General features: G+C 52.1%; 13 protein-coding genes. 5 read left to right on the top strand and 8 right to left on the bottom strand.

The genetic code is table 11. From position 1 onward, the window contains the following. Positions 1–39 precede the first annotated feature (39 nt). The 3 genes from JW984_13670 to JW984_13660 are packed head-to-tail and all read left to right on the top strand — an operon-like array spanning position 40 to position 2,723. A complete protein-coding gene (locus JW984_13670; protein MBN1574241.1) occupies positions 40–744 on the top strand; it encodes a phosphoribosylanthranilate isomerase in 705 nt (234 codons plus the stop codon). Further along, positions 731–1,927, top strand: coding sequence for a tryptophan synthase subunit beta (gene trpB / locus JW984_13665; protein ID MBN1574240.1), 1,197 nt, complete (start codon positions 731–733; stop codon positions 1,925–1,927). Before JW984_13670 ends, trpB begins: the two co-directional genes overlap by 14 nt. Then, positions 1,920–2,723, top strand: coding sequence for a tryptophan synthase subunit alpha (locus tag JW984_13660; protein ID MBN1574239.1), 804 nt, complete (start codon positions 1,920–1,922; stop codon positions 2,721–2,723). The genes trpB and JW984_13660 overlap by 8 nt, the downstream gene beginning before the upstream one ends. A 125-nt stretch (positions 2,724–2,848) precedes the next feature. On the opposite strand, the gene JW984_13655 is transcribed toward JW984_13660, so the two are convergent. The 6 genes from JW984_13655 to JW984_13630 all read right to left on the bottom strand — a co-directional run bounded on the left by JW984_13655 (position 2,849) and on the right by JW984_13630 (position 13,944). Then, positions 2,849–6,346, bottom strand: a complete 3,498-nt coding sequence (locus JW984_13655) for a PAS domain S-box protein (GenBank protein ID MBN1574238.1) — start codon at positions 6,344–6,346, stop codon at positions 2,849–2,851. Between the two features lie 266 nt (positions 6,347–6,612). Beyond that, complete coding sequence (locus tag JW984_13650) at positions 6,613–7,434, bottom strand: enoyl-CoA hydratase/isomerase family protein (protein MBN1574237.1); 822 nt, start codon at positions 7,432–7,434, stop codon at positions 6,613–6,615. Positions 7,435–7,593: 159 nt separating this feature from the next. Beyond that, entirely contained in the window at positions 7,594–8,301 is a 708-nt protein-coding gene (locus JW984_13645; GenBank protein MBN1574236.1) for a hypothetical protein, read from the bottom strand. A gap of 117 nt (positions 8,302–8,418) precedes the next feature. Next, positions 8,419–9,801, bottom strand: coding sequence for a pentapeptide repeat-containing protein (locus JW984_13640; GenBank protein MBN1574235.1), 1,383 nt, complete (start codon positions 9,799–9,801; stop codon positions 8,419–8,421). A gap of 131 nt (positions 9,802–9,932) precedes the next feature. Beyond that, positions 9,933–11,921, bottom strand: coding sequence for a cellulase family glycosylhydrolase (locus JW984_13635; GenBank protein ID MBN1574234.1), 1,989 nt, complete (start codon positions 11,919–11,921; stop codon positions 9,933–9,935). A 271-nt stretch (positions 11,922–12,192) separates the two neighbouring features. After that, positions 12,193–13,944 carry an amidohydrolase family protein gene (locus tag JW984_13630; protein ID MBN1574233.1) on the bottom strand — a complete coding sequence of 584 codons (1,752 nt, stop codon included), beginning with the start codon at positions 13,942–13,944 and terminating at the stop codon, positions 12,193–12,195. Between the two features lie 407 nt (positions 13,945–14,351). On the opposite strand from JW984_13630, the gene JW984_13625 reads away from it, so the two are divergent. Beyond that, positions 14,352–14,750: a VOC family protein gene (locus tag JW984_13625; GenBank protein MBN1574232.1), complete on the top strand. Its 399-nt coding sequence runs from the start codon at positions 14,352–14,354 to the stop codon at positions 14,748–14,750. A gap of 195 nt (positions 14,751–14,945) precedes the next feature. Here JW984_13625 and JW984_13620 read toward each other — a convergent pair whose 3' ends face one another. Then, a complete protein-coding gene (locus JW984_13620) occupies positions 14,946–16,037 on the bottom strand; it encodes a pyridoxal-phosphate dependent enzyme (GenBank protein ID MBN1574231.1) in 1,092 nt (363 codons plus the stop codon). 68 nt (positions 16,038–16,105) lie between these two features. Then, entirely contained in the window at positions 16,106–17,407 is a 1,302-nt protein-coding gene (locus tag JW984_13615; protein MBN1574230.1) for a GMC family oxidoreductase, read from the bottom strand. Between the two features lie 483 nt (positions 17,408–17,890). On the opposite strand from JW984_13615, the gene JW984_13610 reads away from it, so the two are divergent. Further along, positions 17,891–19,828, top strand: a complete 1,938-nt coding sequence (locus JW984_13610) for a response regulator (GenBank protein ID MBN1574229.1) — start codon at positions 17,891–17,893, stop codon at positions 19,826–19,828. The last annotated feature ends 411 nt before the right edge of the window (positions 19,829–20,239 follow it).

Raw genomic sequence — 20,239 nt, 5'->3', positions numbered from 1 at the left:
CAAGAACAGTTTGATTTTTTTAAGGCATTTATTAAAATTATGGGAATTCGTATCAAGATATGCGGGATTACAAACGATCGGGACGCCCTTGCCGCGGCGCGCCTTGGGGCGGACGCCCTCGGCTTCATATTCTACCCGAAGAGCCCCCGCTTCGTGACGCCGGAGGCGGCAGAAGAGATAGTCAGAGGACTCCCACCGTTCATATCGACCGTAGGGGTCTTTGTGGACGAACCGGTCGAGCTGATCGCCAGGACGGCCGAGATGTGCTGCTTAAACGCCGTTCAGATATATCCGGAGGGGCCAAACGGGCCGGACGAATTTCCGGACGACCTCCCATTTAGGGTCATCAGGGCGATCCGCGTGAAGGACGCCGGCAGCCTCGAGCTTATCTCTTCATACAAGAAGGGGACAACATTCCTGCTGGACACCTACCGTCCGGGTGCCCACGGCGGAACGGGCATAAGCTTCGACTGGGGCCTCGTCAAAAAATATATCCCGGACTACAGAATCATCATCGCCGGGGGACTGAACGCGGAAAACGTGGGCCGCGTGGTCGGGGAGTACGCCCCGTACGGCGTTGACGCGGCTTCCGGGGTCGAAAAAGAGCCCGGTGTAAAAGACCACCAAAAGCTCGATCGTTTCATAACGAACGCGCAAATTGCTTCATTAAACGAGGCTTCATTAAACGGAGCGTCGTTGAAGAAAGCACAGTTAAAAGGAGATATTGAAGATGCAGTATCCTGACAGCAAGGGACACTTCGGCATGTACGGCGGCAGGTACGTGTCCGAGACGCTGATGCCGGCAATACTGGAGCTCGAGGAGGCATACGAGAAAAACAGGAAGGACCTCGCCCTCCTCTCCGAGCTCGATTTGTATCTTAAGAGCTACGCGGGGCGCCCCACGCCCCTCTACTTCGCCAAGCGGTTGACCGACCACCTCGGCGGGGCGAAGGTCTGGCTCAAACGGGAAGACCTCTGCCACACCGGCGCCCACAAGATAAACAACACCCTGGGCCAGGTGATTCTTGGCCGGAGGATGGGTAAAAAGAGAATGATCGCCGAGACGGGAGCCGGGCAGCACGGCGTGGCGACAGCCACCGCTGCGGCGCTGTTCGGCCTCGAGTGCGAGGTATTCATGGGGACCGAGGACATCGAGAGGCAGTCCCTCAACGTGTTTCGGATGAAGCTCCTGGGGGCGAAGGTGACGCCGGTTAACTCCGGCTCCGCCACCCTGAAGGACGCCATGAACGAGGCGCTCAGGGACTGGGCCACCAACGTGAGAAACACCTTCTACGTGATAGGCTCCGTGGCGGGCCCCCACCCCTACCCCATGATGGTCAGGGACTTCCAGTCGGTGATAGGGATAGAGACCAAAAGGCAGATCAGGGATTGTACGGGAAGGCTCCCCGATTACCTCGTGGCGTGTGTGGGGGGCGGCTCCAACGCAATGGGACTCTTCTACCCCTTCCTGAAGGACGAGGAGGTTAAGATGATAGGCGTGGAGGCGGCGGGGGACGGGATAGATACGGAGAGGCACGCCGCCTCGATATCGAGGGGGAGGGTCGGCGTCCTCCACGGCTCCAAGTCGTACGTACTGCAGGACGAGCACGGCCAGATCCTCCACACCCACTCGCTCTCGGCGGGGCTGGACTACCCGGGTGTGGGGCCGGAGCACAGCCTGCTCAACGATCTGGGGCGGGTGAGGTACGAGAGCGCCGACGACAAAGGGGCGCTAAACGCCTTTCAAAGATTGACGAAGCTCGAGGGAATCATGCCGGCGCTGGAGAGCGCCCACGCCGTTTCCTGGGTGATCGAAAACGCCCCGAAGATGGGGGCCGACGAGATCATCGTAGTGAACCTCTCCGGCCGGGGCGACAAGGACATCAACACGGTAGCGAAGGTTTTGGGGGTGACTCTAAATGAGTAAGATTAAAGATACGTTTGAAAGACTCGGGGCGAAAAACGAGAAGGGGCTCGTGATGTACCTAACCGCCGGCGACCCCGACCTCGAAAAGACGGCAAGACTCCTCTTCACCATAGAAGAGGCGGGGGCCGATATAATAGAGATCGGCGTACCCTTCTCCGATCCGATGGCGGACGGCCCCACTATCCAGCGGGCCTCGGGCAGGGCCCTCGACGTGGGGACAACACTGGAGGGGATATTGAACCTCATCGACGAAGTGGGGCCGAGCCTTAACGTCCCCATCGTATTGTTCGGCTACTACAATCCCATCCTGAACTTCGGCCCCAAGAGGTTCGCCGAGAGGGCGGCGGAGGTCGGAATAGACGGATTGATAACGGTCGATCTCCCCTACGAAGAGTCGAGGGAAATCAGGAGGTTTACGTACCCCAAGAAGATAGATTTCATCAACCTCATCTCGCCGGTGACGGACGGCGAAAGGCTGGGTAGGATAATCGCCGACGCATCCGGCTTTCTCTACTACGTCTCGGTGACCGGGGTTACCGGGGTTCGGGACGAGCTTCCGGCGGACGTTAGGGATCAGATAGTCGGGCTTAAGGGAAAGACAGAGCTACCGGTCGTCGTCGGTTTCGGGGTATCCAACCCCCAGACGGCAGCTAAACTGGGCGAGGTCTCGGACGGCGTGGTGGTGGGGAGCGCCCTCGTAAATATAATCGAGGAGTACGGGAATAAGGGAGACCTCTTGTATGAGGAGGTGGGTAATTTCGTCTCGTCTCTGAAGGCCGGGTTAAAGGGAGGATGAAAAACCGCATCGTTTCTGGTGTGGATAAAAACAGCCTCGTTTATGGTGTGAGCGATTCCGGCATACAGGTCACTCCTCCCATTTTCAACAACTTTCCGGGGGGGTGTGGAAGGTGGGGGGGCTATCTACTCGGTCGCCCCATTTAGAGTATTCCTGACCTTACCTAAAAGTTCATCTATCATAAACGGCTTTCCGATGAAATCGGATGCGCCCAACTCTATTAGATCGTTGTGCCGCTCCTCGTTGCTGTAACCGCTGGCGAGGAGCACCTTGACGTTCTCATCGACGGCAAGAAGTCCTTTCAGCACCTCCTCGCAGCTTATCTCCGGCATGATAACATCAAGGATAACGAGACCTATTTCCTTCGGCTTTTTTCTGTATGCATTTAACGCCTCTTCCCCCGAGCTGTGAATCAACACCTTGTATCCCGCATCGGCAAGGGCGCTCTCCACCATTGAAAGCACCTCCTTCTCGTCATCTATCACCATAATCGTCTCCGTACCGCCGACACTCTTTACAACTTCCACATTATTGGATTCCACCTCTTTTTTGGAGGCGGGGATATAGACCGTGATTTCTGTTCCCTTCCCCTGCTCCGTAACGATATCGAAGTAGCCGTTGTGCCCCTTTACGATTCCGTAGACCACGCTCATCCCAAGCCCCGTGCTGGTCTTTTCTCGCTTGGTGGTAAAATAGGGCTCGAATACCCTCGACAGGGTATATTTGTCCATCCCTATCCCGTCATCCGTGATCCTCAAACAGACATATCTCCCAGGCTCAATGGTATATTTAACTCTTCTGATAGGACTGTCTATATCTTCCATGTAGGTCTCGATCTTGATGGTTCCGCCTTCGGGCATGGCTTCCCTGGCGTTTAATGCGAGGTTCAACACAACCTGATTCATCTGCGAAATGTCTCCCTCAATGCTATCAAGTTTCGGGGAGATATTTAGGTCAATCGTTATCGATTTCTGAAAGGTTCCGGAGATAATCTCATGGACGTTCTTGACTACGGTGTTAATGTTGATCGGCTTTATCTCGATCTTCCCCTTTCGGGAATACGCCAGAAGATGTGCCGTTAGCTCCGACGCCCTGATCGCCGATTTTTCAATGGCGGAAAGCCCCTTGTAAAAACTGTCCCCCTTTTCCGTCTTTCCGCGAAGAAACGATGCGTATCCCAAGATTGTCGCCATGATGTTATTGAAGTCGTGGGCTATCCCCCCGGCAAGGGTGCCCACGGCCTTCATCTTTTGGGCGTCCATAAGCTCCTCCTCGAGCCTTTTCCTCTCCGTTACGTTTCTCGCGATACAGTGTACTGAAGAAACCTTGCTGTTCGTATCATAAAGCGGCCTTGTGACAAACGAGTACCAGTCGATGCTTCCGTCCTTCTTTTTGGCCCTCAGCTCGAAGTTGCGGGTCTCGCCGAACTTGATCTCTTTGTATGCTTCCATACTTATCGTTTCGTCCAGGGGAATCAGGTGATCTGTAAAACTGGTTCCTATGGCCTCTTCGGTTCTGCAGCCGGTCTCCTTTAAAAACGCCTCGTTGACCTTAAGGATGTTGCCCTTCATATCAATCGTGAAGATCAGGTCAACGGCGTTTTCGATGAGGTCTCTGTACTTCGCCTCGCTCTCACGAAGCGCCTTCTCTGCCCTCTTCCTTATCGTTATATCTCTAAACAGACCCCTGAATCCCATGGGATTCCCATCCTGATCGGTCCTCAGCGAGACGGATACTTCGATGTAGATTTTCGTGCCGTCCTTCCTGATATACTCCCAGTCAAGGGTCTTTATAGGTCTTCCCGTCTTGAAAACCCTGCTGAATGTCTTATATATCTTCTTGGCGTTCTCCTCGTCCATTAACTCGCGGTTGTTCATACCCATCAGCTCTTCTCTCGAGTATCCAATAATCTTCAGGGTAGAATCGTTGAAAAAGGTCATATTCCCCTTGAGGTCCACCTCATAATAGCCATCCTCTATACTTCCTAGGATGGTCCTGTATTTCTCCTCGCTCTTCCTCAATGACTCCTCGGTATTTTTCCTCTCCGTGATGTCCCTTATGAGACCGCTGAATCCCGTTGGATTCCCATCCTTGTCGGTCTTCATCGATACTGAAACCTCCACGTAGATTTTCGTGCCGTCCTTCCTGATAAGCTCCCAGTCAAAGGCCTTTGTCGGCCTTCTCGTCTTGAAAACCTTGTAGAATGTCCTAAAAACCTTCTTGGCGTTCTTCTCGTCCATGAAATCGCGGAAGTTCATCCTCATCAGCTCTTCTTCCGAGTATTTAATTATTTTATTCGCCGAATTGTTAAAGAAAGTTACATCGCCACTAAGGTTCACCTCATAATAACCATCCTCAATATTGCTGAGGATGGACCTGTACTTCTCTTCGCTCTCCCTCAAGGTTTCCTCGGCGCGCTTCCTTTCCGTTATATCCAAAATACTTACGATTATCCCCTTCATAGGATTTGAGGGATCTAAAACGCTTACCCTGACGTTTCCGTAGAAGATGGCTCCGTTCTTTCTCCTGAACTGTGAATCCGTCTCGATCACCTCTCCCGATTTCAGCCCTTCGTAGATCAGCTTTCCCACCCTGTTGTACTCCTCTTCATCGACGTAGAGGGAAAGGGTGCTTTTTCCTACATATTCCTTCTCATCGGTGAAGCCGAACATTTTTACCATCGTCTCGTTTGCCCAGATAACCTTCCTGTCCTCGGAAAAAGCAAGTCCCACCGCCGACGCATCGAGCAGACTCCTTTTCAGCTCCTCGCTCTCCCTCAATGCAAGCTCTGCGTTTCTGGCCTCGGTGATGTCCTCCATGAAAGTGAGCGCAACGCTCTCTCTCCCCCACTTAATCATCATCGCCTTTAGCTCCACCCACTTCAACTGTCCGCTTTTAGTTTTGATCCTGATAATAGTTTTTCCCGGGATATTCTCACCCCTAAGGACCATCTTATATCGCTCAAGAATCATATCTCTGTCATCTTCGTGAATGAAATCGATAAAAGGCTTTGAAATGAGCTCATGAATTTCACAACCTAATATCTTGTTGTGCTCTTTATTCGCATATTTGAATAACCAATCCTGAGTGATTGATATTCCCTCCCTTGCGTTATCCACGACACTGCGATACTTCTCCTCGCTCTCCCTCAAAGCCTTAACCGCAAGCTTCCTCTCCGTTATGTCCCTTATGGTAATTAATCCAACGTCCTTCCCCTTATAAATGATCTCCTTTGCGTGAAGCTCTCCAATGAAAGTCGATCCGTCCTTTCTAATCCCCACCGCTTCACAAGGTTCCTCCCTTTTGGATCTCGTCCCTTTTGATATTCGGTCCCGGAAACTCTGATCGGAAAGATCGAGGGCGTTTATCCCGATAACCTCGCCCCTCTCATACCCGAACATCTCGGCAAAGGCCCTATTTGCATCAATAATGATCCCCCCCTCATGAATGGCGACTCCCTCCATAGAGGCGTCACACAGGTGCCTGTAGCGCTCTTCGCTCTCACGAAGCGCCTCCAAAACCTTTTTGTTTTCGGTTTCGATTTTTTTCAGTTCTGAAGACTGTCGGCGCAACTCCGCCACTTCTTTAAGGAGCTCATCCTTAGATATGTTCTTCCCCTTCATTATTCCAATGTCATCTCGGTAAAAAAGCGTAATTTACGGCTTGGCTATAGCAGAATACAGCCTTCGCTTGATCTACAGGAATGAAAATAGTTTAAACTTTAATTATATAATTTTGGATTATCATGTCAAGAAGATACTGCGCAATCCCAATATCATTATTACGCCCATTTTTGTTTTAGGTAAGCAGAACCGGAAACGTCAATGATTTGATTAATTTATCCAAAATTTTTATGGATAAAAATAGTGATACAAGGATCAAATTTCCCCTACTCGTCCGGGAACTCCGGCTCCTTCTTGGCGAGAAAGGCCGTGATGCCGTGAACGCACTCCCCCCCTGCGGTGAGCTCCGCCGCCGTCTTTGTCTCAAGATCGAGGGCATCGTTAAGCGACATGCCAGGAGCTTCACGAATAACAGAAAGGGCGCTCCTCACCGCCCTCGGGCCGTTTTTCGATATAGTCTCCGCGATGTCGACAGCCTCCTTGAGGGCGCTCCCTCCCTCGCTTATCCTGTTTGCGATCCCAAGCCTCAGCGCCTCCTCTGCCTTAACCCTTCGCGCCGTAAGGATCAGGTCGGCCGCCACCGCAGGCCCCACTAGCCTGGTCAGGGCCGGCCCTCCCCCCCAGTCCGGCATAAGCCCCAGCTTGACCTCCGAAAAGCAGATCACGGCCTTTGGGTCCATGACCCTCATGTCGCAACGGACGGCGAGCTCCGCCCCGCCCCCGTAGGCGATGCCGTTTATCGCGCAGATTATAGGAATCGGGAGAAAGACAAGCCTGTTTACGACTTCCTTGATTCGCAGCATGAGGGTCTCGCAGGGACCTATGTCGTTTTTGGTAACCGCATCTATCAGGCCGCTCACCTGGGGATTGTCCGGGTTTACGTCGAAGCCTGCAGAAAAGGCCCCCTCCCCCCTTCCCGTCAGAACCACGACCCTGGGAAGCCGACCCTCAAGTCTTTCCGCCGCCTCCTCTAAGGAGTTGAACATCGCCTCGTCAAAGACGTTCTTTTTCTCCGGCCGGTCGATGGTGACAATCGCTATCCTGTCGTTTTCGCCGCTGTATTCGAGCCGAACTCCGTAATCTGCCATTTTCCAATCCTCCATAACAATCGCATCCATAACAATCGATATTTTGATCCGCCTCTCCACAGCCAATATATATCTTGAACTCCCGCCTAAAGTCAACGAATTCTTTCGGCCCCAGGGGGAGGGGCTGACTTTATGCCCAATCTTCAAGCTTCGACAATCTTAAATCCATCCGAGGATGCCGATGAACACGACAAGCAAGACAATGTCGACCGCGTACATCGCCCCCGTGGCGATGGCCTTTTTCTTAAGCGTTCTCATGTCATAGACCTTGTACGAGAAGAATATCAGGGGAGAATAGGCGAGGAGGATTATCAGGATCGGGTTGTACCGGTTCCACCACCCGTATTCCCAGATGAGGGCGTCCCAGAAGTTGAGGATGATCTCGACGATCACGCAGAGGATCGCAAAGAAAACGGCGTAGAAGATCCGGTTGTTTATGCCGAAGAGTTTCTTCTTTTTGTCCACGGGCAGGAGCTTTGCGCAGACGATTCCGAGAAAGAGAAACATCAGGCTGATCTCGATGTTAAGCCCCACCAGAAGGATGTAGGCGCTGTTGACGACGCCCGCGGAGTTGACGCCTGGCGTGGTCCACAAAGCGGAGGTGCCGTGAACGTAGAGGAACAGCGAGTTCAGTATCTCGAAGAACCACTCCAGGCCGTAGAAAAACAGCCCGGCCATGACCACGTTCCAGTTTTTCCTCTCCACCTCGCTGAAATAGAAAATGAAGATGGAGACGAAGATGGGGATGAGATACCACTGGAAGTGGTTGGGGTCTCTAAGAAGGGCGATGGCCTGATTTGTTGCTTCGGTATAGCTGGGGTCCTGGGCCAGGCGGCCAACGAATATACTCAAGTCAAATGGATTCATGGATTACCTCCTTGAAAGCATTAATATTACTATTGGTATTGTCATTAATATTGGATTTACACGTTCAATTTATCTCGACCGCTCTGGGTGAAACAGGGTTAAATTCCTCCCCCGACGCTAAACCTTCCTGAACCTGCGCCTGACGGAGAGGAGGAAGAGTGTCAGCAGAGATGCACTTGAAATTACATGTCCAAGCTTGGCTAAGCTAGCACATAAACCATCCTTACTATTTAGAGTATAAGCTGTTCTAAATATTTCTTTAACCTTTCCGATGGTCATAATGTCCAGACTCACTATTAAGCCTTTTACGTATTCATTTAGATAATGAAATGATTCAAATATCGGCGGGCCTTCGATTCCAATCCAAGCATAGATTAACCCGAAAGCGAGAAGTGTGAACAATAGCCAACCTAAAACCCTGACCGGCCTCTCGCCGTATTCGGAGACACCCTTGTAAAGTGTTAGGATGATCAGGGAGAAAATCTTCCTGTCGAGGTTTCCCCGCCTCCGCATGTCCATCTGCCCGGCGTAGAAGTCCCCCGCCTCGTGGTGCCTGTATGTCCTCTCGTAGTTCAAGAGGAGCTGGTTGTAAAGCTGGTATACTTCGTAGTGGTTTCTCTCTCCCCCACATTTAAATATTGCAGTTTGAAGGGTTTCTTCGTAAACCTTCATCCTCCCCCATCGCCAACAACTATCCTTCTTCTTATTCTTCCAAAAGACTTCTTTAATATTGATGTGTTCGAGGTCTGTACCGATTAAACGGCACTTACTTAGATTAACTCCATCAAAGGTTACGTTTCCCGGTGTTTCAAATGTGACATCACGAAAATCTACTTCTGTTTCTTCTGAAAATAGTTTGCCTTTAAAAATCACTTCCCCCTCACTTGAAAAATCTGCCTTTTTGAAATATATTCCTCCCTTACTTGAGAATAGTGTCTGGATAAAATAAGTCCCTCTCTTGTTGTAGAATTGAATCCCATTGAAATTTGTTCCACCTTCACTGTTGAATTGCGTTAAAGCGAAGTTAACCGAGCCTTTATTTGAGAATTGCACATTGCGGAAGTTGGTCAGGCCCTTGCCGGAGAAGTCCGTATCCATAAAGTTTGCATTACCATCGCCTACAAATTTCGCTCCATAGAATGAGGTCATATTATCGCTGGAGAATGTAGCTCCTGCAAAATATGCGTCACAAATAAATAATGCTTCTGTAAAAATCGCATTGGAGAATCCCAGCCCTTCCGTCTCATCCCTCAATCTCTTAAAACTAAAATCCTTCGGAAAAACAAAACCGGTGAAGTTGTGTTCCCCCTTATTATATAACTCCTTAAACTCTTTATAGAATTTCTCAACATCCTTATCCTCTATTTTACTGTGAAAGATACAGTAGCTCTTTCCATCCTTATCCACCTTCTTCAAGGAGCGATGGGGACATTTGTATTCTGCTATTTTATCCTCAGCAAATATTATAGCCGAATATTCTGCTTCGTAATCACACATCATTAACCCCCCTCTAAAGATTCAACCCGATTGCCACGCCCGCCACCGGCGGGCTCGCAATGACAGGTTTTTTAGTACCTACCGGGTACGCAATGATATGTTTTGCCACCGGCGGGCTCGCAATGACAAACAGCCTATCTCCTGATCGTCACCGTCGTCTCGCCGTCGCCGCCGGCGGTGATTGTGAAGAGCTGGGCTTCTTTGTCCTCGGTCACCTCGCACCCCTTAGGACCTTCCACATCGATGCTGCATCCCTTTGGGAACTGGAGGCGGGGAACGAATACCACGGTGGGGGCCTTTATCTTCGTGTCTGCCGTGTACCTCAAAATGTACACGCCCTTTCTTCTGTCGAATCTCGACTCAATCGGCGTCCCCTGGGTGAATGGGGGGAAAGGGCGGACAAAACCTTCAAGCGCCCTCCCGCCGCTGTTTATATCGGAGGGATCGTCCCTCTGGTCTTCGCTGAATATGCTCAGGTCCTCCTGGTTCCACCGGTCGCCTATCTTGAGGTCGTTGCTGTTTGTGGCGGTGTAGTTCCACTGGGTCGAGTTCAAAAATAGCGCGTCCATGGCGTTGTACATCAGGTCAAGCGCCATGACGTGGCTCCTCCATATCTTCGGGGAGCGGCTCCCCCTCGCCCACCTTTTGTAGGCCCTTGCTCCGTTGAGGTCGTAGGGGAGGCCGAACTCGCCGACGAGGGTCGGACATTTCCCCCTGACCCTCCCCGACGCATCCTTAAGTATCCCCAGCTGCTCCTCGTACATCCTCTGGATCCTCTTCCCGCCGAAGAGCAGTTTATTGCGCCTGTGGTCGAACTTGACCGGATATAAGGAGAGCTTGGTTGCAAGCGTCACGATGTCGTACCAGTGAGAGGCGTTGACCATTCTCTCCGGGACATCGCCAACGAACTCCCGCTCGTACCTCTCCCTCTCCTCAGGTTTCTCGGCGAAGATCAGCCACTCGGGATTGATCTCCCTCACCGCTTCGGCGACGCGGTGGAAGAAGGGGAAAAGGTAGTCCCGGTCGAAATCTACCTCCCTCCCGTTGACTACCCTGAAGAAATCGTTTCTAAGAATCTCGTATCCCCCGTCCCTCTTCACCCCCCAGGCCCCGGCGGCCGCAAACGGGTCTTTTCTCCCCTCAAGCCAGATCGAGACGCCGTTCGGGTTTGCGGTCACCACCTTCTCCACGGCGATTCCGGCCCTCAAGATCGATATTTTCATCTTTGGGAGCTTAACCGAATTTCCGCTTGCGCAGTAGAGGGCCTCGATCGGCTTCCAGACCAAGCCGAGAACCTGCTTCTTCTCCCCACCCTCCGCCTCGATTGAGTCGTCGAGATAGCTCTCGATCCAGCCGTAGTGCGGCTCGTTTAAGGTATCGAAGCCGAGGACGTTCGGGAGATCCTTGACCCTCTTTCCGACCTCCTTCAGGCAGTTGAGGTAACAACCCTGCATGTAGTCCTGGACGTTGACGCCGTCGATTTTGAGGTCCGGGGCGAAGTCTTTGCCGCCAAAGAAGAGGGTCCACATGATTCCGTTGCTCGGGTAATCGTAGTTGGAGGCCCAGCACATCTGCGGGTAGTTTTCGCCCTGGCGGGGCCGGGGGTCGCCGTAGTCGTAGAGGTTCTGCATGACCACCGCGGCGTCGGCCTGCGGTATCTTCGTGTAGTCGATCCCCACCTTCTCGAAGAGCCAGCAGGGCGCCCCGTCGCCGCCGGTCATCCGGCTCCAGACGTCCTGGTGAAAATCGACGAAGACGTAAAGGCCGTGTTCCCCGGCGAGCCTGCACACCTCGGCGTAGTAGTCGAGATATTCCTCGTCGTATTTGCCGGGGCCGGCGTGCTCCACCGCCTCCCAGGTCGTCAGGAGGCGAAGGACGTTGAAGCCCCAGGCCCTCAGGCGCGACAGGTGCTCGTGGGCCTTTTCTAAGGGAAACGGCCTTCCGATGAATGACACCTCCCTGTGGTCGGAGAAGTCCGTGGGGAGTTCCGTCCCGCCGTAGGGATAGGGCACCTTAGAGTCCCCACCGAGGTTCACCCCCTTAAGGATGGCCTTTCTACCCTTCTCGTCGACAAACCACTCCCCGTCGATATTAAGCCGTGATAATTGCTCCTTCGGTGACATCTGTAACCCCCAAAAAATATCTTATCTCCTCTTTTCCCTTTAACAATACCCTCCATAATAATAGCGAACTATCGATGCAAATGCAAAACGTTTATACTTGTTGTTCAAAAAATGGGGATAGCCTTGCGTTCGGTCTAAATAAACGAGATAAATCTCCAATAAAAAAAGGGGGCCTTAAAAAGACCCCCCTCGTTCTCAGGGCAAATAATCATTCAGTCCCCGATGTTCATAGATTTCCATATTTGGTTAAATCAAAGGCCCGCTTCCCCCCCTACGAGACGACGACTCCCGCGTTGATCGAGCCGTCGACGGCGCCGTCCTTCAGGACCTGCACGCCGTTTATGAACACCGCCTCTATCCCGGAGGGCGCCCTGTCGGTCTCGGTGAGGGTGTTGTTGTCCACAATCCCCTTCTCGTCGAAGACGAGAACGTCGGCCGCAAGCCCTGCCTTCAATATCCCCCTGTCCTTGATATTGAACCTCTCCATCGAGGCGCCGGACATCTTGTATATCGCCTCCTCCAGGGAGATGACTTTGTTGTCCCTCGCTATCTGGAAAAACCTCGGGAAGCAGCCGCTGCAGCCGGGGTTCTGCACCCCATCGAGGGCCGGCAGGGCGTCCGTCATGAACAGGGAGGCCGGGTGCCTCATAAGCTCCTCCACGATCTCGAGGTTAGTGTACCTGTGGTTCAAGACCCGGGCAATGCCGCCGCTCTTCCTGGCGAAGTCTATGAAGTTTTCAAACTGGGGCTTGTTTCTTTTCTTGGCTATGTCATAGAGGAACATCCCGTTATACTCTTCCAGCTCCTCGCACTTGGCGTCGGTTATCTGGATATCCTTGTACCCGAAGCCCAGAAGCGACTCCATGAGGAATATCTGCCTCTTGAGCTTTTTCATCAATTTCCTGTCCTCGTAGGCTCCGGGGACCTTCGCCAGGAACCACTCCGGGAAAAAGACGTTTATGATGGACGTCCCGCAGTGGTAGGAGTAGGTGTCGAACTTGACGTCGAGGCCTTCCGATACGGCGCCGTCGATCATCGTCAGCGCCTCGTCGACCGTCTTCCACGTCTTCTCCCCCACGAAGATCAGGTGGGATAGCTCCATCCTGACGCCGGTCTCCCTGGCCACATTGATCATGTCTTCGATCCCCAAGAGGTTGTGAGGCGTGCCGAAGAGCTTAAGCGGATACGTCCCCGAGAGGGAGGAGTACGCCTTCATGTGGACGGTGAGAATCTTGTCCTTCTTCTTTATCAGCTTTGCGATCTCCCCGATCTCGTCCAATGTGGCGAATATTCCCGGCTCGTACTGGAGACCGAAGGAGACTCCGTAGGCCCCCTGATCCATCGCCAACTCGAGGTGGCTTAAGATCTCCGTCATCTCGCCTTTGTTCAGGGGGCTCGCATCGAATCCCCTCATCGACGCCCTCGTGGTGCCGTGGCCCGCCAGGTTCACAAGGTTGTGAGTCAAACCCATCTTTTTAAGGTGGGAGAAGTACTCCTCCATCGTGTTCCATTCGAGCTTAAAGAGCCCCTTGTCGATGAATCGAACCTTGTCCATGGTTGTGGAGTCCTTCCTGAAACCTGCTATCCCGTAACCGCAGTTTCCGGCAACGAACGTGGTCACCCCCTGGCCGGTGAAAGTAGTCTTCACCTCGGGATGCCCCTCTATCGGCAGGTACCAGTCCATGTGTGAGTGGGCGTCGATGATCCCGGGCGAGATCACCTTCCCGGTGCAGTCGATAACCGCCCCGCTTGTCTTGACATCCTCTCCCGTCACGTCGGCTATCTTGTTACCCCTGATCAGGAGGTTTCCTAAAAAGCCCTTCTTTCCCGTCCCGTCGACGATAAGCCCATTTTTAAGCAGCACCTCAGAGCTCCCGGAGGGGAAGACCCTAGCCTGTGCCTCCGGCCTCTTCGGACCGAAGAGGGAGAGCGCCGAGGCGGAAAGCGCCGTCTTTCCGATCAGCTTCAGAAAGCCGCGCCTTCCAACCAGCCCCTTTAGAAGATTCGTGAATATATCTTTCATATTACACCTCCAAATTAGGTAAAACTTTTTATCGATAAGCCCTCTGAAATTATTTCACACTTTTTTTAAGACCACCATTAATATTCTATATTCGGGCGTCTTCGGTGTCAAGTCGCTTTTTGTAATAGGAGGAAAACGGTTGACGAGACCGGAGACGATATGCAAGGGAATCGGAAACAGCTCAATAAACACAATTACGGCTTCAGGCCGAGTCTTTCGAGGGACGCGTCCGTGGGAACGCCGCTTCCCCCTTTCCAAGGTCCCTCCACTCCACCGCCGCAAGACCCGTCGTTGCTAAAATATCCCTTTGAGGCCCAAAAGTCAAAGGGTTTGATTTGACCCGACGGCCGTTTTGTAATATTGTATATTGTATATGTAGATTGATAAAAATCCTTGAGGTGAGAAAAATGGAAACCCATTTACACCACGTCCACATATTCGCGTCGGACCTCGATAAGAGCATCCGCTTCTACGAGGATTTCTTCGGAGGGAGGGTCGCCCTCGACATGGAGCTTGCCGGGGCGAGGAACGTATTCATGAGGGTGGGAAGGGGAAGGATCCACTTCTACGATCAGCCACCGAAGGTTCCCGGGAGGGCGAGCATCCACCACTTCGGGATACAGACCGACGACATCGAGGGGATAGTGGAAAGGCTTCGCTCCGCCGGGGTTGTGCTGAGAAAGGGCGTCGCGGACTTCGGACTCTGGAGGTATATCATGGTCCCCGCCCCGGACGACATCCTGGTCGAGCTGTTCGAGGTGGACAAAGACAAGGTCCCCCCCGATCTGAGGGACTACTTCGAGTGAGGGTTTTCGGCGCATTCAATACAGGGCTTAAGAGGCTTGATCGGCGAAGACCCTTAAAACAAACAGCCCCCGAATAATCCTTAAAAAACAGCCGTCCCGGATCGAGAAACGGCGGTCCAAGTATCTGCGAACGCGACATCGGCATCCCCCGAAGTCGACCGGAGAACGGCCTTTGGTCCCAGCCGAGATTCCCCCTCATCGAAGGTGCTTATGAAAGGGCTCCGGCGCCTCGGACACGTCCGGGAGCTTATCCGTGTAGCGGGTGATGTCAACAGTGTTCAACGTGTGCCAGAAGAGGAAGCGCTTCTCCTTTTTCTCCCTCGCCATGTCCAGCATAGCCGCCATCGTCTTTCCCGTGTAGGTCACGTCGAGGTCGATATCCTCGAGCTCCTTCAACAGTTTTATGGCCTCGCTTCCCTCCGGCGTGGACTCGGCGTAGCCCTCGCCCAGGTAATCGTGGAGTATATTGATTTCCTCCGCCTTCACCTTCCCGATTTTGAGATCGACCCCCAGCCTTTTTAAAAACTTCAGCGTCCTGTTTATCTCCCAGGCGATTATCCTCTCGCTTACAAAGGAGTTTTCAACTGTCCTGACCCCCACCACCTCGCCTATGCCGCCGAAAACCATCGAGCCGAGGATCAGTCCCGCGGCGGTGCCCCCGGTTCCCACGGTGACGAATATATAATCCGGCCTCGGACATATCCCCCCGTCTATCTGCCGCCTGAGCTCCAGGGCCGCATCGAAATAGGAGAGAACCGAGATCGGCGCCGAGCCTACCAGCGGGATCAGGTACGGCCTCTTCCCCGTGATCTTCTTCTTGATGTACGTATAGAAGAGCTTAAGAATCAGCAACAAGTCGTTTCCCCCCAGGAGCTGTTTGACTCCTAAGGAAGTGGAGATCAATAAGTTCCTTTTGACGTACGGATGGTAGGGCTGGACGTTGTGTATTGCGGTGATGTCGTCAAAGCCGGCTTGGTTTCCGAATATCACCGAGGAAAGCACCTGATTTGAGCCTATCGCCCCCCAGGTGACGAGCGATTTTCTCTTCCTGTCCAGGGCGTCCGGGATGATAAATTCCATCATCCGGCACTTGTTTCCCCCGTATATGGAAGACGCCCTGTCGTCCCTCTTGATGTAGACCTCGGAGCCGATCACTTTGCTTAGGCTTTTCAAGTGCTCCACGCCGCTGGGATAGTCGCCGTACGACTTAAAAGAAATTTTACCTTTCAGTTCGGGATACTCGGAAAAAATCCACGGCCTCTCGTTTCCGATCACGTTAGCTTTCATCTTTAATCATTCCACTCATTTTGAATTACGGTAGATTTCGGTAACCTTTTTTTCCACACAGCCTTATTTTATATCACGGAGTTCAAGCGTTTTGCGAGCCTTTTGCCCAGAGAGACCACAGTCCACACGACTGGGAGGCCCAGAGCCTCCGGAAACACGCTGGAGTCGCAGCAGTAGAGGTTTTTTATCCTTGTCTCGAGGTTTGAGTCCACCACCTCCCCGATCCTGCAGGAGGCCGACGGATGGGCGCCCATCGGCTCCGAGACGAAGAAAGAGTCCTCCCTGCACCCGACCTTCTTCAAGACCCTCTTTGCGATCTCTACTCCCTTGTCCAGCTTTTTTCGATCCTTGCCGGTAACCGGCTTGGAATATGTGCCGTCCGGGTAGATCTCCCCCGCTACATCGTCTTTTATCTTGACCATGACCCCCGTATATCTCCGGTGGTTGAAGAGCTTCGGGAGACGCCTCGGGTTCGATAGAAGGAGATGCGCGGCAAAGGTGCTCCAGCCGTAGAAGACGGGGATAATAACCAGCCCGTCCGACTCGTAATGTTCCAGAGTCCCCACGGTCATAGGATTTGCCTTCGTTGAATCAATACCCCTGCCGATCCCGGCCGCGAACTTGAGGAAGTCGCAGGCAAATCCCCTGCCGGCGTCATCTATCCCGGCCCTCTTTAAAATCGGTACGTTTCCCAAAGCGGCGGAGAGGACGATAACCTTCCCGAAATATCTCACCCTTTTTCCCAGCCGCCTCCCCTCGACGCCCACGGCCCGGCCGTTTTCCGTCAATACCCGGTCTATCCTCGTGCGGAGCTTGAGGTCCGCCCCGTTCCTCTGCGCCTCGTCGCCGTATACCCTGGCCGTCCACTTTGCGCCCCTGCCGCACCCGAACATGCAGTCGGAGCATTCGGGCACGCATTTTTCGGGATCGATGAAGCTTTCCATCTTATCCCAATCGTTCCCGAGGTCGTTGGCGGCCTCGAGGAGCCTCAGGTTTGTTTCCCCCACCAGCTCGTCGGGGAGCCTGTTTATCCACATCTCCTTTTTGGCACAGGCAACCTCATCGGTCAGATCTATACCGTGGGGGGCAAAGACCATCTCCGGCGGGGGAACGGCACAGCCGGCGGCGAGATTGGAAGTCCCCCCGTAGGTCGCCCCGCTGACGACCCAGTTCCCCTCGCGGCTCAAGGTAAGGCCGAGGCTCTTGCTCATCAAGACGGCCGAAACGGTGTTTCCGACCCGTTTGACGTTACCCCCCCTCTCAAGGAGGAGCACCCTCTTCCCGGAAAGGCTCATCTCCCGGGCCACCGTGGAGCCGCCCGGGCCCGATCCCACAACTATCACATCGTATTCTATTTCTGTTCCGTTCATTATTCAGCGAAAATTGTCGCAAGATTTAATAAAAAGAGGTCTAAAAATCATAAAAAATTCACACAAAAAACATATTGTCCATACAATGAACCACTATTTTTTTGACACAGAATTTTCAGATCTGCTCTTTTAAGAAAATGGGAAAAACAGATATCAAAATACGGATTACTAATCTATCACCTAACTGCATTATTGACAAGGACATTTTATTGTTCGGTCCGGTTTCTTTGTCCCGGATTGTCTTGGGCCGGACGATAAATCTGGACCGAAGGTTGGGCGGACCGTACAGGTTACGAATCGGTCCATTTGACTTTCCGGTGAAAGGCCGCGATAAGGAGATAATCTTTAAATCGGAAATAGATAAAGCAGGCAGACTCATTTCATTTTTCGTCACAATCTTGTTAAAAAGGCCTAAGTGTGTTATCCTAAAAATGCGAGTTCATGCCATATCCGCTTAAGGCGCAATACCAAGAGGGAATTGTCATGTTACGGTCAGAACCAATCAAGATCCTATACGTTGAAGATGATAACGGCCTCGCGCACCTCGTTAAAGACAGCCTCAAAAGAGAAGGCTACGAAGTGGACATCGCCCTAAACGGCGAAGAGGGGCTGGCCATGTATGAGGCCGGCTCTTATGACCTGATCGCCCTCGATTACGAAATGCCGATTTTCAACGGTCTCGAGGTGATGAAGAAACTGTCATCCGAAGGCGATATGCCTCCGACAATGATGATAACGGGGGCGGGCGACGAGAACCTCGCTGTGGAGGCCATGAAGCTGGGAGCGGGGGATTACTTGGTCAAGGATATCGAGGGCAGTTACATTGATCTGATTCCAATAAAAGTAGAGCGGATTTTAGAAAGCCACAGACTCGCAATTGAGAAGAAGCGGGCCGAGGAAGAGCTGTTGAGGATTTCAAAATTGCTGTCAGAGGCGCAGGAAGTCGCAAAATTGGGGAGCTGGGAATGGGATATCGTGAACGACAATACCGTATGGTCCTTCGAGATGTACAAAATTCTGGGAGTGGACATCAGCGAACCTCCGTCAATAGAGAAAATGAGGGAATTGGTTCATCCTGACGACAAGAAGATATGCGAAAACCTGATGAAGACGGTCATTAATGGAAACAGGCCGGAATATATAGAATGCAGAATTATCACGAGAGAGGGTATTTTGAAGTTTGTCCACTTCAAGGCGGAATCCCATTACGACGGCTCGGGTAAATTGATCCGAATGATAGGTATTCTGCAGGATATCACCGAGCAAAAAAGGATGGAGGAGCATCTTATAGAGGGCCAGAAGATGAAGGCGGTGGGCGCCCTGGCGGCCGGCGTAGCCCACGATTTCAACAACATCACGGCCACAATTTTGGGGTATGCCTCGTTTTTGAAGAACAAGTTCATCGACATGGGCCCGGTTTACGAGGGGCTTTTGGCAATCCAAAAATCCGCCATCAGGGCATCGGAGCTTACGGCACAACTGCTTACGTACTCCAGATCCAGAGAGGGGAAATTCGAGGTTGTTCCCGTAAATATAAATAAAGTGGTAGACAGTGTATACAATATAATCACTTCTGAGGCACTTGAAAAGTCCATATCAATCAATCTGGAGATCGAGAGTGATTTAAAGAACATCGAGGGCGATATCTCACAACTGACCCAGGTGGTTATGAACCTTTCGATGAACGCCTTGGAAGCAATGACCGACGGGGGAACACTCACAATTCAGACATATCTTATAGAGGTTGAAAAGGAAATCGAAATGGGGCTCTATAGTATCAAGACCGGGGAATATGTATGTTTGAAGATGAAGGATACCGGCATCGGAATGAATAGAGATACCCTAAACAGGGTATTCGATCCCTACTTTACGACCAAGGACGAAAAGTCGCGAATCGGTCTCGGACTCTCCGTGGTTTACGGCATAGTCAAAAACCATGGAGGCTATATAAACATTGACAGCGAAACGGACAGAGGGACGGAGATTACTTTATACTTCCCCGCTGAATCGGAAAAGAAGGAAGATACAGAAAAGATTGATATAAAGGCCATGGGTGGCACGGAGTCAATCATGATAATCGAAAGCGAGGAAGCGGTTCTCCTGATCTTAAAGAATATCCTAACCGAGGCGGGCTATACGGTGTATGCCTACGATTCGGGTGAAGCGGGACTCAAGGCCTTCAGGGAGAAAGAGAAACCGACAGATCTCGTCATCCTCGACTTCATTATGCCCGACATTGGGGGTGAAGAGGTATTGAAAAAACTGCTTGAAATCGATCCCGATATCAAGGTTATCCTGTCCAGCGGATACTCCGAGGTAAATCAGTACCGGGACGTTATCAACCTTGGGGCGGCCGGCCTTGTGAAAAAGCCCTTCATGGCCAATAAGCTCCTGAGGGAAATAAGGGAGGTTCTGGATTAGCTTAAAAAAAGCAAGCCGATATACGTAACGGTCAAAAGACGCTAAAAAAGTTTAGAAAAGATCGGTCAAAACAGTGGCCCCCTTTCCTTGAACAGCTTTGAAGCCCACGCCTCGAGGTCTTGACAGCATCACTTTATTAAAAAATCACATACCATAAAAGTCACATCATCTTTCCCTGTCCCGGTGCCCCGTTGTGATTGCACCCGTTATTTTATGGCTTTGCGTAATTCAAGCCGCCCACTAAACGGCTCCCCTTCCGGCAAAAGGAAGTTACAAACCTCCGCCGATCAAGACCGCTGAAGGGGAATTTTAAGCCCGGCCTTAAACTCCACGCATATCAACCAATATGTCAATATCTTGAGCGTGAGCGCAATTTTCCAACAAAGCCCATATTTTGAGCCATGACGCAGG

The organism is Candidatus Zymogenus saltonus (assembly GCA_016929395.1).
Lineage (GTDB): Bacteria > Desulfobacterota > Zymogenia > Zymogenales > Zymogenaceae > Zymogenus > Zymogenus saltonus.
The sequence above is the reverse complement of the archived record's forward strand: the minus strand, read 5'-3'. Positions and strand labels throughout refer to the sequence as shown.

Coding starts and splice junctions, on each gene's coding strand:
- JW984_13670 (MBN1574241.1), top strand. CDS start 40: ATGGGAATTCGTATCAAGATATGCGGGATTACAAACGATCGGGACGCC.
- trpB (MBN1574240.1), top strand. CDS start 731: ATGCAGTATCCTGACAGCAAGGGACACTTCGGCATGTACGGCGGCAGG.
- JW984_13660 (MBN1574239.1), top strand. CDS start 1,920: ATGAGTAAGATTAAAGATACGTTTGAAAGACTCGGGGCGAAAAACGAG.
- JW984_13655 (MBN1574238.1), bottom strand. CDS start 6,346: ATGAAGGGGAAGAACATATCTAAGGATGAGCTCCTTAAAGAAGTGGCG.
- JW984_13650 (MBN1574237.1), bottom strand. CDS start 7,434: ATGGCAGATTACGGAGTTCGGCTCGAATACAGCGGCGAAAACGACAGG.
- JW984_13645 (MBN1574236.1), bottom strand. CDS start 8,301: ATGAATCCATTTGACTTGAGTATATTCGTTGGCCGCCTGGCCCAGGAC.
- JW984_13640 (MBN1574235.1), bottom strand. CDS start 9,801: ATGATGTGTGATTACGAAGCAGAATATTCGGCTATAATATTTGCTGAG.
- JW984_13635 (MBN1574234.1), bottom strand. CDS start 11,921: ATGTCACCGAAGGAGCAATTATCACGGCTTAATATCGACGGGGAGTGG.
- JW984_13630 (MBN1574233.1), bottom strand. CDS start 13,944: ATGAAAGATATATTCACGAATCTTCTAAAGGGGCTGGTTGGAAGGCGC.
- JW984_13625 (MBN1574232.1), top strand. CDS start 14,352: ATGGAAACCCATTTACACCACGTCCACATATTCGCGTCGGACCTCGAT.
- JW984_13620 (MBN1574231.1), bottom strand. CDS start 16,037: ATGAAAGCTAACGTGATCGGAAACGAGAGGCCGTGGATTTTTTCCGAG.
- JW984_13615 (MBN1574230.1), bottom strand. CDS start 17,407: ATGAACGGAACAGAAATAGAATACGATGTGATAGTTGTGGGATCGGGC.
- JW984_13610 (MBN1574229.1), top strand. CDS start 17,891: ATGTTACGGTCAGAACCAATCAAGATCCTATACGTTGAAGATGATAAC.